Source organism: Rhizobium sp. L43 (assembly GCF_002531725.1).
Classification (GTDB): domain Bacteria; phylum Pseudomonadota; class Alphaproteobacteria; order Rhizobiales; family Rhizobiaceae; genus Rhizobium.
The window spans coordinates 33968-47911 of record NZ_NWSQ01000013.1; the positions used below are offsets into that span (position 1 = coordinate 33968).

The 13944-nt window shown below is 60.5% G+C and carries 12 protein-coding genes; 7 read left to right on the forward strand and 5 right to left on the reverse strand.

What is annotated here, in order from left to right; translation table 11 throughout:
- Positions 1-54 precede the first annotated feature (54 nt).
- Genes CO667_RS18140 through CO667_RS18150 form a run of 3 tightly spaced genes read left to right on the forward strand, consistent with a single transcriptional unit; the run spans position 55 to position 4036 of the window.
- Entirely contained in the window at positions 55-990 is a 936-nt protein-coding gene (locus CO667_RS18140) for a hypothetical protein (protein WP_143540730.1), read from the forward strand.
- A gap of 19 nt (positions 991-1009) precedes the next feature.
- The gene (locus CO667_RS18145; RefSeq protein WP_179874177.1) at positions 1010-2551 is read left to right on the forward strand and encodes a M23 family metallopeptidase; all 1542 of its coding nucleotides are present in this window, start codon (positions 1010-1012) and stop codon (positions 2549-2551) included.
- Positions 2552-2599: 48 nt separating this feature from the next.
- Entirely contained in the window at positions 2600-4036 is a 1437-nt protein-coding gene (locus CO667_RS18150) for a hypothetical protein (protein WP_097619688.1), read from the forward strand.
- A 324-nt stretch (positions 4037-4360) separates the two neighbouring features.
- On the opposite strand, the gene CO667_RS18155 is transcribed toward CO667_RS18150, so the two are convergent.
- Together CO667_RS18155 and CO667_RS18165 are read right to left on the reverse strand one after the other, a co-directional pair.
- On the reverse strand, positions 4361-4648 hold the full coding sequence (locus tag CO667_RS18155; RefSeq protein WP_097619689.1) for a TraM recognition domain-containing protein: 288 nt from the start codon (positions 4646-4648) through the stop codon (positions 4361-4363).
- A gap of 695 nt (positions 4649-5343) precedes the next feature.
- Positions 5344-5763: a hypothetical protein gene (locus CO667_RS18165; protein WP_097619690.1), complete on the reverse strand. Its 420-nt coding sequence runs from the start codon at positions 5761-5763 to the stop codon at positions 5344-5346.
- A 130-nt stretch (positions 5764-5893) separates the two neighbouring features.
- Between CO667_RS18165 and CO667_RS18170 the strand changes: the two genes are divergently transcribed.
- Positions 5894-6352 carry a GNAT family N-acetyltransferase gene (locus CO667_RS18170; protein ID WP_097619691.1) on the forward strand — a complete coding sequence of 153 codons (459 nt, stop codon included), beginning with the start codon at positions 5894-5896 and terminating at the stop codon, positions 6350-6352.
- Between the two features lie 18 nt (positions 6353-6370).
- On the opposite strand, the gene CO667_RS18175 is transcribed toward CO667_RS18170, so the two are convergent.
- The 3 genes from CO667_RS18175 to parE all read right to left on the reverse strand — a co-directional run bounded on the left by CO667_RS18175 (position 6371) and on the right by parE (position 11143).
- Positions 6371-7588, reverse strand: a complete 1218-nt coding sequence (locus tag CO667_RS18175) for an AI-2E family transporter (RefSeq protein ID WP_097619692.1) — start codon at positions 7586-7588, stop codon at positions 6371-6373.
- A gap of 115 nt (positions 7589-7703) precedes the next feature.
- Positions 7704-8843 (reverse strand): esterase-like activity of phytase family protein, encoded by a 1140-nt coding sequence (locus CO667_RS18180; protein WP_097619693.1) that lies wholly within the window; start codon positions 8841-8843, stop codon positions 7704-7706.
- Between the two features lie 197 nt (positions 8844-9040).
- Positions 9041-11143 (reverse strand): DNA topoisomerase IV subunit B, encoded by a 2103-nt coding sequence (gene parE / locus CO667_RS18185; RefSeq protein ID WP_097619694.1) that lies wholly within the window; start codon positions 11141-11143, stop codon positions 9041-9043.
- Between the two features lie 219 nt (positions 11144-11362).
- Here parE and CO667_RS18190 point away from each other — a divergent pair, with 219 nt between their 5' ends.
- The 3 genes from CO667_RS18190 to secG all read left to right on the forward strand — a co-directional run bounded on the left by CO667_RS18190 (position 11363) and on the right by secG (position 13828).
- Positions 11363-12262 (forward strand): phospholipase, encoded by a 900-nt coding sequence (locus CO667_RS18190; RefSeq protein ID WP_097619695.1) that lies wholly within the window; start codon positions 11363-11365, stop codon positions 12260-12262.
- A 137-nt stretch (positions 12263-12399) separates the two neighbouring features.
- Positions 12400-13170 carry a triose-phosphate isomerase gene (gene tpiA / locus CO667_RS18195; RefSeq protein ID WP_097612710.1) on the forward strand — a complete coding sequence of 257 codons (771 nt, stop codon included), beginning with the start codon at positions 12400-12402 and terminating at the stop codon, positions 13168-13170.
- A 118-nt stretch (positions 13171-13288) separates the two neighbouring features.
- A complete protein-coding gene (gene secG, locus CO667_RS18200; protein ID WP_097619696.1) occupies positions 13289-13828 on the forward strand; it encodes a preprotein translocase subunit SecG in 540 nt (179 codons plus the stop codon).
- The last annotated feature ends 116 nt before the right edge of the window (positions 13829-13944 follow it).

Sequence of the window (13944 nt, forward strand, 5' to 3'; positions counted from 1 at the left end):
CTACACGATTAATGATTGATTAATTATGTATGCAAAGTGGTAGAGGGGTCTGCCGTGTTACATAAGGTTGGGGTAAACGGCCGAAAGGCCGTAACGATTTCGTGCGTTTTAATCCTTGCGTTGCTGAATGGCGGTTGCTCTCCTTCGTTTGAAGGTGAGCCACGACGCGTATATTCCATCGACGAAGACATACAATATGTAAAGAAAACCTTTGGTCGTCCTAATTTTACCGCATACGTGGCTATGGCGACCGATGAGAGAAAGGTCTACAGAAATGAATACGTTCTGGGACAAATGGCTGCGATCAATGCTAACTACGGAAAATTCGAGGCCGGCCTCACGCGGGAGATGCAGAGTGTAAGCTTCGCATCAACGGTGTCCAATATCGCTTTGACAACTGTGGCGTCGCAGGTGACGCCTGTTGGGACGAAGGACATATTGACGGCGACGGCTGCTGGATTAACCGGCGTCAAGGCTGCCTACGACAAGGACGTCCTCCTTGGGCGAACCATACAGATCATCCAGCATCAGATGCAGGCGAGCCGTGACCGGGTTGGTACCAGGATTTTGAAGAATCTTGGCCGCTCAACCGATGAATATCCCCTGATGATGGCCTGGATGGACCTGCAGGACTATTACCGCGCGGGCACGGTGACGAACGGGTTGGTGGAGGCTGAGCAGGCGATCAGCGTTGTTGCGGCCGATGCCGCGGAAACACGCGCATATACTGTCATCGAAGGATTGTCGACGACGGATTCCACGTCGGTTGCCTTCTTCAACTTCATCTATGCAGGCAATACAACCGGGCCGCCGGACCTGAAGCGTAAGAAGTACCTCGACGCTTTGCTCTCCGGTGGTAGGCACGATTCCTATTTCTACTTCACCGACAAGAACCAGAAGTACGACGGCGTGCGGAAGACGCTGATTGGGTGCATGTCGTCCTATGGTGGCAACGCGCCGTGCAAACCCGGCTCCGTTGCGGTTCCGTGATTCAAAGAAGGGGGAAGAGATGCCGGAGAATCTGATTATCCGTGGACTTACGGAGCAGGATGCCAAGCTGTACGCAAAACTTTACCGGGACATCGGGGCTGACACCAAGATCGTCACCATGGACGGCGCGTACGCGGTGATAGTTACATATCCGTCGGACTGGACCGAACCGGAATGGGAGGGCGGCGGGGAAGAGGAGCAGCCTGAGGTCGCGGAGCAACCGATCGAAACTGCTGCAAATGGGATGCCCTCCGATCCCGCTCAGACTCAAGTGCCATTCGCTAGCTTTAGCGGATCTTATTCCCAATTTTATTGGCCGACGATAACTGCAGCGGCGAACGCTCTGGTCGTGTCGCAGCGTACAACTGGAGGGCAGATTATTGGTCGTGAAGGGCGTCGTTTCCTAGCGGATCGCAGCAACGGCAAGCGTTACCATGTTGGTGTGGATCTGTTCTGTTCCGACGGGGAGGAGGTTGTGGCCTGTGCCAATGGCAAGGTGGTTGCTTTCTTCAAGTTCTACAAGACCAGCACTGGTGAACAAAGCTACGCACTTCTGATCGATCACGGTGATTTGGTTATCAATTATGGAGAGGTGAAAGCGGATTCGCCCACAAGGTACGGGTGGTCGATCGGGGATAATGTGACGGCCGGCCAGAAGATCGCCCGCGTTAGCAGCACAAATATGATCCATTTTGAGGCCTACCGGGCGGGCACGACCGCGAACTCGCGGTGGATGCAGAATGAACCTAACCCGCCGGCGTCGTTGCGTGACCCAACGCAATTCTTGGTAAAGTTGGCTGTATCCGGCAAGCGCCTAACACCGGGCGGCGTCTCTACCCAGCACGAGATCGCCTTTACCGATCCGCTTCCCGGCTCAGCAAGCTGGCATAAGCGATTTTCCGGGCAGCGCTGGCGTTACGACAGCCGCGGAGTCTATACGGATGCTGGCGGAGCCGAACCATTGCGCAGCCCGGGCGAACCCGTTACATGCCGGGAGATCCTCAGAATCTACGGCGGCGATATTTTCACTTATGCAAGCAAGCATAAAGTGAACCCCGCGCTGATCATCATGACCATTGCAACCGAGAGTGCCTTTGCAATGGAAGATGGGTTCACCGGTCCGCGGACGTTCCGATGGGAAGCGCACGTGGAAAACAACGACGTCGCCCCTCCTTTCTCAGGTAGTTATTCGGCTGGCCCGATGCAGTGTCTGGCCACAACTGTCCGATATATGTTGCGCGAATACCGGACGAAATTTGACCTTGGCGCCTATGACGAATCTGTCGCGTCGGCTATCAGTACTAAGCCCAATCCTCCACTCGCCACGCATCCGCTCTATGATGCGCCCGCATCGATCGAACTCGGCACAGCCGAAATTCGGATGCGGTGGGCTACCACGCGAGATGATCCGATCCTTGTCGCCGCAGCCTACAACGCCGGTGGCATTTACGAGTCCACTCACTCGCCTTGGGGTATGCGGGCTTATGACAATCATCTTAACCGCGCAGCCGCGTGGTATGGCGATGCATGCGCGGTGCTAGCCGAAATTGGAGTGATTTGAACTGAGAAATGCCAAGGTGGCTCGGCAGAGGGAGGGAGGGGAGGGACGATGAACGTCGCAAAGGATCAACGGGTAGCTTTTTCAACTGTTTTCGATCACCTTGAGAAGGTCGAGGTTTTTGCAAGCGTGCTTGCAGCAGGACTGTTCGCTCTTTTGGTACTGTTTGCGCTGAGCGCAGGCGTTGCGAGCAGTACGTTGGCCGATGGCATTGTTGTGGCCCTGCGCGCGTTTTCCGTTGGTGTGGCCATAGTCTTTGCCGCGGGCGCGACTGGTGCTTTGCTGGGATTTCTCTTCGGCATCCCTCGGCTGCTTCAACGACCCGGACCATCGCAACCACAGACTGCGGATCTGCCAAATGGAGCGTCGCAATCTAGCCAACGTCAGATGGCGGGTGAGCGGTTCTTCAGCACGAATACGAGTTTCGAAGAGATATCGGATTGGCTAACGAAAATAATAATCGGCCTCGGTCTTACTCAGTTCCAGATGGTCCTCACCTATCTGTATACCGCATCCTTATATGCTGCCTCCTACATATCCCTGTCACCCGTTCCCGCCGCTGCAGCCAATCCGTCTGATGGCAAGATTGCTACGGTGGTGGCGTTTTGCCTGATTGTCACGTCCCTGTTTTCTGCGTGTCTCATTGCGTATCTCGAAACACGAACACGCCTTGCCGCGTTGTTTACGCGAGCGGAAGTTGCGGCGAGTCAGGAAGCGTTGTTGGACTCGATCTCCAGGCCCATTTCTGACCGGGAGGTAGCAGATCAATCGCAGCGAGCCGGTAGTCGGCCGGAGCCCGTTACGACACCTGCTACCACCGCCGATCGTGAGCTGCTAACGGTACCGTTGTCGGGGTTACGCTCTTCGTTGGCGATGGCCGCATGGGGTTCGGCGCAGGCACGAAGCGGAAACTTCGATAAGGCGTTGGAGGGGCTCAATGAGGCGATCACGACCGACCCCGGGAACTCCGGCACACGTCTCCGCCTGGCCCAGGTACTCCGACTTAAGGGCGATGTGCCAGCCTACCTTGAAGCGGTTCTCAAAGCGGCGGAACTTGATCCGACTAACGTCGAAATAGCGCATGAAGCCCGATCTGCGCAGCTCGACGCGCTCTATCTGAATCCTCCAGCCAGTTTTCAATACGCGATTCGTTTGGGGAATTATCTCGCCAAGAGTCCGCTGGCCGATGACCCGAAAATTTGGATGTACACCGCCGCCGCGCGAGGACAAGAATACAAACATAAGATTAAAACAGCTCCCCCGCAGGAGCTTACTGAAATCCGGAAAGAGGCGCTTGATGCAATAGCGCAGGTGGTAACCCGCGCTCCTGATCCGGAAAGTTCGATCCGTAAGACGCTGCGAGCAACGTACCTTCCAGGATCCGGTGTTGATGACGACCTACATGTATTCTATCAGGATAAGGACTTCGACGATTTACTCGGTGTTTCTGCTCAGGAGGCGCCGGCCGATGGTGCGCAGAATCCATAGGCAGGCATCGCGCAGTGCCTATTGATAAACGTCAGCCTGTCGCACGCTGCATGTAGGCGACATAGACTCCAGAGGTAAAGCTTCCGCGGGTTTTCCATGCCAGGATCCCATCGCCGTCGCCATCGAAGGACCTTGCGATAGTTGATGCGGCGACCGAAGATCGGGTAGGGGACGTTGCGTAGTTTGACGACCGTGCGCGTGAGCGGAAGGCGTTGAACTTCGGAGGCATCCAGGAGCCAGTAACCGCCTTGCGCCTTGGCGGGCAACCGAGTCTTGCTGGCCTTGCTTCCGCTGGCGGGGATGGTGGCTGTCCGATCATGCTGGTTACATACTGGGCGACGTCGTTATCGTTGATTCTGAAAATACGCGGGCTGAGGCAGTGGCCAGGAACGCCGTCGCTCCGGTGCCGTAGATGGCGAAGATCTGCGGCAGGCTCTGCCAGATGAGGATCGGGGTGCAGTAGGCGCGCAGGAGGCCGGACTGCTTCTCAAGCTGGTCGAGCGGGCCAAGCACCGCCGCTTCATCCAGCTGCAGCCCGACCTTAAGTTGGGGGGGCCGCTCTTGGCACGAGTGAGGGTTTTCAGGACACAGCCGACCATGACCCTCAGCCAAGGCGCATAGACCTCCAGCAGATTCTCGTCAGGTAAAGCGTGGTGGTGACCGTCACGAGGTCGGCCAGGTCGAAACTCGACGCGCCGGAGAGTGTTGCCCGGCAGGGCCGCCGACCACGGTTCGGTAGCCTCTTGCATGGTCGAGAGAATGGATTTGAATTCAGCGGACAGGTCGCCATGACGTCGCATGGAGACCTGAAGCGATTTCCGAGGCCGTGATCGACGGAGAATAGTGGGCAATGTTCTCCAGTGTGCTGAGGAAGCTGGAGGATTCCGCGACGGACATCCGGCGCACCGTAGCGAGAGGGCGGCTCGCCGGTGGTTCCTGCAGAGTGTGCAGGATTAATGCCTTCAGCAGGGAAATGGCCTTGGTGTCCCAGTGACTGCTGTTCCCCCCGGGCATCACCATCAGTTTCGCCAGGGCCGCTGCATCATCCGCTTCATGAGAGGTGCCGGCGCGGATGAGCCGATGGTCTTTACTACGCCGAGCTTTACAAGGAGCGCAATGGAATCGAACGCTTCTTCAACAAGCTCAAGCAATTCCGACGCGTCGCAACCTGATATGACAAACTCCTTGCAACATCATGGGCTTCGTCAAACTCGCCGCTATCGCTGGCTCAAATAGTTAAATCGTCGCTACGATGCGAGGATTGAAAGAGTTAGAGCGTCCTTTGTGCGTCCGAAAGGACGCATGCTCTAATCAGCGAGCCGCGTCACCACCCAGGAATAGCGGGCGGAGACGAAGTGCGCGGGTTTGGTCAGTGTGTCCTTGACGCTTCTGCCCGAGGGCAGGTGGGCGCGGACCTGCCTGGCGATGCCTTCAGCAAAACCGGCAATCCTCCCTGCGGGTTGGGGCGCTGCGACAGCGACCTCGGGCGCGGCGGCAGGCAGAGGCGCCGGCTTCGGCGGCTCAGCGGCAGCGAGGGCTTTCGGCGCCTCGCACACCGCGATCACCGAGGGATAGCTGACATTGGCATAGGTTTTCAGCCGGCGTTCGGCTTCGGCATCGCAAGCGGCAACGGTTTCCCAGCGCTTATCGACCGTCGCGACATAGCTGCACTGGCTGACGGAATCGTCGCAACCGAGAATGGTCATGGCGATGAGCACCGCTTGCATATTCTGCCTCCTTGGCTATTGAACCTGACATCGCCTTAGACGGCGCAATTCCAACCGAAAGAAGGCGAAGGCATTAACTCTTCGTCACGTCGGGAAAAAATCGCGCCTTTCGCAAGCATTGGGAAACATCATGTCCGTCATCATCGCCCAGGAGCCGCCGCGCCAGGACGGCGTCATCCGCCTTCTCGATCTTTCCGACGCCTATGCAGGGTCGCTCTATCCCGCGGAAAGCAACCATCTGGTCGACCTCTCCACGCTGGAGAAACCTTCGGTGAGCTTCCTGGTTGCGCGTAACGACGGCGCGATCGTCGGCTGCTGCGCGCTGGTCGAGGCCGGCGACGGCACGGCGGAGATCAAGCGGATGTTCGTCGATCCCGAGGCGAGGGGGCTGAGGATCGCCAGCGGCCTGATGAATACGCTCGAAGCAATCGCAGGGGAAAAGCGGCTGACGGCGATCCGGCTCGAAACCGGCATCTACCAGCCCGAAGCGATCGCTCTCTACCGCAAATACGGTTACCAGGACATCGAGCCGTTCGGCGCTTATCTGCCGGACCCGCTCAGCCTGTTCATGGAAAAGCGGCTCGTGTGACGATCCGCGACGGCCGGTTCAGCCTTCGGCAACGCGCGGGATCGTTTTCGGTGGTCCGGGGACGGTCGGCGGTGCCAGTTCGTCGATAAGTACCTGCGGTCCCGTCTCGCTCTTGTCGGCGTTGCGGGCTTCGTGGACCCATTCGCGCCAGATGGCGACGATCAGCGCCATCAGCACCGGGCCGATGAAGAGGCCGAGGAAACCCATCGTCTTGACACCGCCGACGAGGCCGAAAAAGGTCGGCAGGAAGGGCAGCTTGATCGGCCCGCCGACGAGCTTCGGCCGCAGCGTCTTGTCGACGATGAAGAGTTCGACCGTACCCCAGACGAAAAGACCGATGCCGGCGACATGCGAGCCGCTGGCCAGCAGATAAACCGAGACCAGCGTGAAGGAAAGCGGCGCGCCGCCCGGGATCAGCGCCATCACGCCTGTGAGCACGCCGAGCGTGACAGGCGAGGGTACGCCGGCGATCCAGTAGGCGACCCCGAGCACGATGCCTTCGCCGATGGCGATCAGCGTCATGCCCATGACGGTGGAGCTGATCGTCGCCGGCACGACCCGGGAAATACGCTCCCAGCGGTTCGGCAGGATGCGCTCGCCCAGCATGTCGATCTGCTTGGAGAAGGAGAAGCCGTCGCGATAGACGAAGAACAGCGCGATCAGCATGAAGAGAAGCGTCAGCAGCAGGTGGAAGGCGCCACCGCCGGCCGCAAGCACGGCACGGTAGATATTGCCGATATTGGCGCCGCTGACCGCCTGGATGACCTCGCCGAGAGCGCCGGGGCTGCCGATATATTTTGTCCAGACTTCATCGAGATAGGCGCCTGCCCAAGGCAGGGCGACGATCCAGTCGGGTGTCGGGGCGCCGGCGCGGTTGGCGTGGATTGCCCAGGCAACCCAGTTGCGCACTTCGCCCGTCGTATAGGTGACCGCAAGCCCGATCGGGATGACCAGGAAGGTGATGATCATGAGGATGGCGATGGTCGCGGCGATCGTCGTATTGCCGCCGACGCGGGCAAGAAGCTTGCGGTAGAGCGGCCAGCTGGCAAAGCCGATGACGAGGGCTGCGAGCACCGGCACGAGGAAGCCGTAGAAGAAATAGACGCCGGCCGCGACAATCAGGACCAGCAGCCAGCGCGCCGCCGAGATGGAGGGAATCAGCGGCGTGCGCGTTTGCGCCGACGATCCGAGCCATCGCGGTTCATGATTGCTTTTCTGACGGTCGAATACACCCACGCGCGCCTCTTCTTTTTCTTGTACTCTGGTTATGGGCCATCACCCCCGCGGTTTCAAGGTGCGTAGCCCGAAAGCGTATACAAAGCGTCGCTATTCGACCGTCAGATGCAGCATCTTACGATTGCGGACGGCTGAGAATCTTGAAGGCGTAGAACTGCGTCTTCTGAACGGGCGAGAAGTTGTTGTCGGAGCCAAGGATGAGAACGTCGCTGCCGTCCTTGGCCTTGCCGAGCGACATGGCCTCGATATTGTCGGGGACGAGGCTGATCGCTCTCACATCGAGGATCTGGCTCTTGCGGGCGGGGACGACGCGCTGGTCGTTCTTGGCGAGTGAGGCGATGGCGGATATGTCGGTCGCATCTGCGAGATCCATCATCATGATCTTGACGTTATTGCCGAAGCCTTCGGCGTAGCTGCGCTCGACGGCGAGCAGGCGGTGATCGTCGAGGGCTGACATTTCCGACATGCCGTTGTCGTTGCCGCCGTCGGCTTTGGCGGCGGCCTGCGGGATCGGCGAGACCGGGTAGACATATTGGGCCTTCGGCTCGCCGGTTGCGCCGTCATAACGGATGATGCGCGACAGGCTGCCCGTCGTCAGCGACGGCTTCGGACCATCCTGATAGAGGGCGGCTTCGACGCCGACGAAAACATCACCCGAGGGCGCGACGGCGAGGTCCTCGAAGGCCAGATTGTCGCGGATGCCGGTCGACTTGTCGGCGGTGGGCGCAAAGCCTTCCGGCAGCTTGAATTCACGGATGAAGGAACCATCCGGCGAAGCGACGCGGATGAAGGGCGGCAGCAACACCTTGGCGTCGCCTTCGCTGCCCCAGTAGATGCCGTCCTTGCCGAGGCGGATCGATTCCGGATCGACCGTTTTTGCGGCGAAAGGCTCACCGTTTTTGTCCTTCAGCGTGACCTGCCTGACGATCGAAACGCCCTTGAGACCCGAGGCATCGACATCGATGTCGAGCTCGTAGAAGCGGGCCGGCGCCTTGTCCGAGCGATCGTCGCTGATCGCGATATAGTGGCCGGTGGCGGCATCGAAATCGAGGCCTGATATGCCGCCGAACTCGACGCCGTTTTCCATGTGGCCGGTGGGGATAACGAATTCACCGAGGTAAGAGAGCGAAATGCCGGCGGCGCAATCGCCGAAAGGGCAGGCGGTCTCGAAGGTGGCGCCGATCTCGGTGGCTTTAGCGGTGACGGTGCTGGACAGGAGAACGAACGCGGCAGTCACGAGAAAACGCTTGGTCATGACAAATATCCGGCAAGGGGTTGAAAACGGTTCCGAACCGGCGCCGCCGCTCCCTCAAGGAGAAGGCGCGCCAACCGCTTCATGCGCCGATTGTTTGACGGAGTTGTTACGGTTCTTCGTCAGTTCCGTGAAATCGAAGATGCTAAAATGCGGGCCGCGCCGAACCCTGTCTATCCGACCGTTCGGAGCGCGTTTTTTTAGATATCGAGGTTCTCCGCAAAGGCCGCACGCTCCTGGATGAAGCGGAAGCGGGCTTCCGGTTTGGTGCCCATCAAATCGTCGACGGCGCTGCGGGTGCCTTCGAAATCCACCTCGTCGATCAGCACCTTGAGCAGGGTGCGCTTGGACGGATCCATGGTGGTTTCCTTGAGCTGGGCGGGCATCATCTCGCCGAGACCTTTGAAGCGGCTGATCTCGACCTTGGCCTTGCCCTTGAACTCCGTCTGCATCAGCTCGGCGCGATGATTGTCGTCGCGGGCATAGGCGGATTTCGACCCTTGAGTAATCTTGTAGAGCGGCGGCACGGCGAGGAAGAGATGGCCGCCGCGCACCAGCTCTGGCATCTCTTGATAGAAGAAGGTGATGAGCAGCGAGGCGATGTGGGCGCCGTCGACGTCGGCATCGGTCATGACGATGATGCGCTCATAGCGCAGGTCCTCGTCGCGGTATTTCGAGCGTGTGCCGCAGCCGAGCGCCTGGATGAGATCGGCGAGCTGCTGGTTGGCGCCGAGTTTTTCGCGGCCGGCGCTGGCAACGTTGAGGATCTTGCCGCGCAACGGCAGAATGGCCTGGTTGGCGCGGTTGCGCGCCTGCTTGGCCGAGCCGCCTGCCGAATCGCCCTCGACGATGAAGAGTTCGGCACCCTCGGCGGTGTTCTGCGAGCAGTCGGCGAGCTTGCCGGGCAGGCGTAATTTGCGCACCGCCGTCTTGCGGTTGACTTCCTTTTCCTTGCGGCGGCGCAGGCGCTCCTCGGCGCGCTCGATCACCCAGTCCAGCAGCTTGGCCGACTCGTTCGGATTGTCGGCAAGGTAATGGTCGAAGGGATCGCGCAGCGCATTCTCGACGATGCGCTGGGCTTCGACGGTTGCCAGCTTGTCCTTGGTCTGGCCGACGAATTCCGGCTCGCGGATGAAGACCGACAGCATACCGACCGCCGAGATCATCACGTCGTCGGTGGTGATCTGCGCGGCGCGCTTGTTCTGCGTCAGCTCGGCATAGGCCTTGAGGCCCTTGGTCAGCGCGATGCGCAGGCCGGCCTCATGCGTGCCGCCTTCGGGGGTCGGGATGGTGTTGCAATAGGAATGCACCTGCGGATCGCCGCCATACCAGGTGATCGCCCATTCCATCGAGCCGTGGCCGCTCGTCTTCTCGGTCTTGCCGGCGAAGATCTCGCGGGTGACGGTGAACTCCTTGCCCATCGTCGCCTGGAGATAATCCTTCAGGCCGCCGGGGAAGTGGAAGACGGCCTTGTCCGGCACTTCGGAGCCTTCGGGCAGAACGCCCGCTTCGCAGCTCCAGCGGATCTCGACGCCGCCGAAGAGATAGGCCTTCGAGCGCGCCATGCGGAAGACGCGGGCGGCATCGAACTTCATGTGATCCCCGAAGATCTGGGGGTCAGGATGGAAGCGCACGCGGGTGCCGCGGCGATTGTGGACGTCGCCCAGCTCCTCGAGGCCGCCCTGCGGCAGGCCGCGGGAGAAGCGCTGGCGGTAGAGCTTGCGGTTGCGCGCCACTTCGACCTCGAGGTCGTCGGAAAGCGCATTGACGACCGAGACGCCGACGCCGTGCAGGCCGCCCGAGGTCTCGTAGGCCTTGCCGTCGAATTTGCCGCCGGCATGCAGCTTGGTCATGATGACTTCGAGCGTCGACTTGCCCGGCACCTGCGGATGGTTTTCGACGGGGATGCCGCGGCCGTTATCGGAGACGGTGAGATAACCCTCAAGGTCAAGATAGACCTCGATGAAATTGGCATGGCCGGCAACCGCCTCGTCCATCGCATTGTCGATGACTTCGGCAAAGAGGTGATGCAACGCCTTTTCATCGGTGCCGCCGATATACATGCCCGGGCGCATGCGCACCGGCTCAAGGCCTTCGAGGACGCGGATCGACGAGGCACCGTACTCATCCGAGTTCGAAGCGGCAGGCGCCGGGCGCGCTGACGCCCCGGCAGCAGAGGGGGCTGCAGCGGCTGTGGGCGCAGCCGTCACCGGCGGCCGCTCGGCCGCAGCGACAGGCTTCTGCGCCTCCTCGCGTTTTTCAGAGAGGGGCATTCCGGAAAAGAGGTCGTTGCTATCGTCCATGGGGCCGTTCAGATCTTCATCCTGTCTTGGGTCTGGTTTGGGCAGGTATCCGCCGCCGACCCAAAATCACCGCATTTCATGCCACGTTTGCGAATCAGGCAGATTTTGCCAGAAAGCACCTCTATACGCGACACCGCCTGACTTGGCGGGCTTTTCCCAAATGATTTGCGTTGCCGGGCGCCGAATGGCAAGCGGCGGCAGGCCTCAGGAACCATCCGAATGCGAATGTCCACAAGTCATTGCACCATCATCACCGCAATTGCGGCGTTTTTCTTGTCCGCAGCCCTCCTGTCTGCTGTCGGCCCGGCGCGGGCGGCCGATACGCTGCCGCCTTTCAAAGACGATCTGTTTTCGAAGCAGGCCATCTTGCAGACGGGTGATGACGGCGCCCTCGAGGTCATCGGCTATGATGAGATGCGCGATATCAACGGCCGCGACCAGATCCCGCAAAAGCGGGTGCAGCAGAAATATGTGGCGCTCGGCATCCGCAAGACCCAGGCTGACGAAACGCTATCGCTCGACGGCGTCAGCCTCGATGTCACCAGGGTGGGACCGGTTCAGAATGCCGCCTTCACGGTGATTTTCATCCATGGCCGCGACGGAGACCGGCGGCTCGGGGCCAACGACTACAGTTTCGGCGGCAATTTCAACCGGCTGAAGAACCTGGTCGCCGGCAATGGCGGCGTCTATTATTCGCCGACGGTCAGGAGTTTCGACAGCAACGGCGTTGCCGCGATCACCGGCCTCATCCGTTATGCCAGCGCCCAATCGCCGGGCCGGCCGATCATCCTTTCCTGCGCCTCGATGGGCAGCCAGATCTGCTGGGGCATTGCGCGCGACGGTGACAGCGTCAAGCGGCTGAAGGGCATGCTTGTCATGAGCGGCGTCACCGATCCCGATTTCACCAGGAGCGCCTTCTACAAGGCAAAGCTGCCGCTCTGGTTCGCCCATGGCAGCCGTGACCCGGTCTATGCCGCGAGCGATCAGCAGGCGCTGTTCGAAAGCCTGCACAAGGCAAAATACCCGACGCGCTTCACGCTGTTTCAGACGGGAAATCATGGGACGCCGATCCGGATGATCGACTGGCGCAGAGTATTGAACTGGATTCTCGCCGGCTGAAGCATGCTGGTCGTCGTTTTTCGGCAGAAATATGCGCGCGATCGCCGCGATTCCCGTTACGTCAGGGGCATGATGCTTTTCTTTGCCGCAAGCTTTTGATATTGCCCCAGGCATAGACAGATTTGGGGAAGGCCGGCATGACACCTGACGTGCGACCGCTCGTGGCGGGAAATTGGAAAATGAACGGCACGCGTGCCTCCCTGGATCAGATCAAGGCGATTGCCGAGGGCGTTCGCCCGCCGCTTGCCGACAAGGTCGAGGCGCTAATCTGCCCGCCGACGACGCTGCTCTACGTGGCGACGGCGCTCTGCACGGACAGCCCGCTTGCGATCGGCGCGCAGGATTGCCATCAGAAGGCGTCCGGCGCACATACCGGCGACATCTCTGCCGAAATGATCGCCGATGCTTTCGGCACTTATGTCATCGTCGGCCATTCCGAGCGGCGCACCGACCACGCCGAGACGGATCATCTGGTGCGCGCCAAGGCGGAGGCAGCTTTTGCCGCCGAACTGACGGCGATCATCTGCATCGGCGAGACGGCGGACGAACGCCGCGCCGGGCAGGCCCTCGACGTCATCAAGCGCCAGCTTTCCGCCTCGGTTCCGGACAGTGCGACCGCCGAGAACACCGTCATCGCCTATGAGCCGATCTGGGCGATCGGCACCGGTGTGACGCCGACATCCGGCGATGTCGAAAAGGCGCATGCCTTCATGCGTGCCGAGCTCGTGGCCCGCTTCGGTGATGAAGGCCGCAAGATGCGTCTTCTCTATGGCGGCTCGGTCAAGCCAGCTAATGCCGGTGAGCTGATGGGCATTGCCAATGTCGACGGTGCGCTGATCGGCGGGGCGAGCTTGAAAGCCTCCGACTTCCTCGCCATTTACCGGGCCTATGAGGCGCTGCTCGCCTGAGGCATTGTTCATTCGCAGTTTATTCCGGGCCGAAGGGCTTGGAATAGATGAAAGCCTCATGTAAAGAGCCGCCAGAATTCTTAACTTTGTCCGTCTCCAGGCGGGCAGGACTGGACCCATGCAGACCGTATTGATTGTCATTCATCTCATGATCGTGCTCGCCCTCGTCGGCGTCGTGCTCATCCAGCGTTCGGAAGGCGGCGGCCTCGGCATCGGCGGCGGTTCGGGCTTCATGTCGGCCCGCGGCACGGCCAATGCGCTGACGCGTACGACCGCGATCCTTGCGACCCTGTTCTTCCTGACCTCACTCGGCCTCGGCATTCTGACGCGTTACGAAGGCCGCCCGAGCGACATTCTCGACCGCATTCCGGCAACAGGCGGCCAGGGCAACGGCATTCTCGATTCGCTCGGCGGCGGCGCGCAGGCTCCGGCAGCCCAGCCGGCCGGCAACGGCGTTCCGAGCAGCGGGGCGGCGACGCCCGCACCGCAGGCTCCTGCCGCTCAGGCGCCGGCAACGACTGCGCCAGCAACGACTTCTCCGGCAACTCAGGCTCCTGCTGCCACCGCACCGGCAGCGACCGCTCCGGCGACGACTGCGCCAGCAGCTCCGGCCACGCCGGCGCCGGCTCAGCCTTCCGGCGTCCCGACGGGACAATAAACCGGGCTTCGACATAAACCGCCGGCAGGCCCCAGGGTCTGCCGGTTTTCTTTTGTTCAGATTCCTGCGCCACGCGCCGAAAGTTCCGGAAAAGAATTTTTGGGGCTGGTGGAATC

Excerpts from the sequence above, each read along its gene's own strand:
- CO667_RS18145 (WP_179874177.1), top strand. The coding sequence starts at position 1,010 with ATGCCGGAGAATCTGATTATCCGTGGACTTACGGAGCAGGATGCCAAG.
- CO667_RS18150 (WP_097619688.1), top strand. The coding sequence starts at position 2,600 with ATGAACGTCGCAAAGGATCAACGGGTAGCTTTTTCAACTGTTTTCGAT.
- CO667_RS18165 (WP_097619690.1), bottom strand. The coding sequence starts at position 5,763 with ATGCAAGCGGTGCTCATCGCCATGACCATTCTCGGTTGCGACGATTCC.
- CO667_RS18170 (WP_097619691.1), top strand. The coding sequence starts at position 5,894 with ATGTCCGTCATCATCGCCCAGGAGCCGCCGCGCCAGGACGGCGTCATC.
- CO667_RS18180 (WP_097619693.1), bottom strand. The coding sequence starts at position 8,843 with ATGACCAAGCGTTTTCTCGTGACTGCCGCGTTCGTTCTCCTGTCCAGC.
- parE (WP_097619694.1), bottom strand. The coding sequence starts at position 11,143 with ATGGACGATAGCAACGACCTCTTTTCCGGAATGCCCCTCTCTGAAAAA.
- CO667_RS18190 (WP_097619695.1), top strand. The coding sequence starts at position 11,363 with ATGCGAATGTCCACAAGTCATTGCACCATCATCACCGCAATTGCGGCG.
- tpiA (WP_097612710.1), top strand. The coding sequence starts at position 12,400 with ATGACACCTGACGTGCGACCGCTCGTGGCGGGAAATTGGAAAATGAAC.
- secG (WP_097619696.1), top strand. The coding sequence starts at position 13,289 with ATGCAGACCGTATTGATTGTCATTCATCTCATGATCGTGCTCGCCCTC.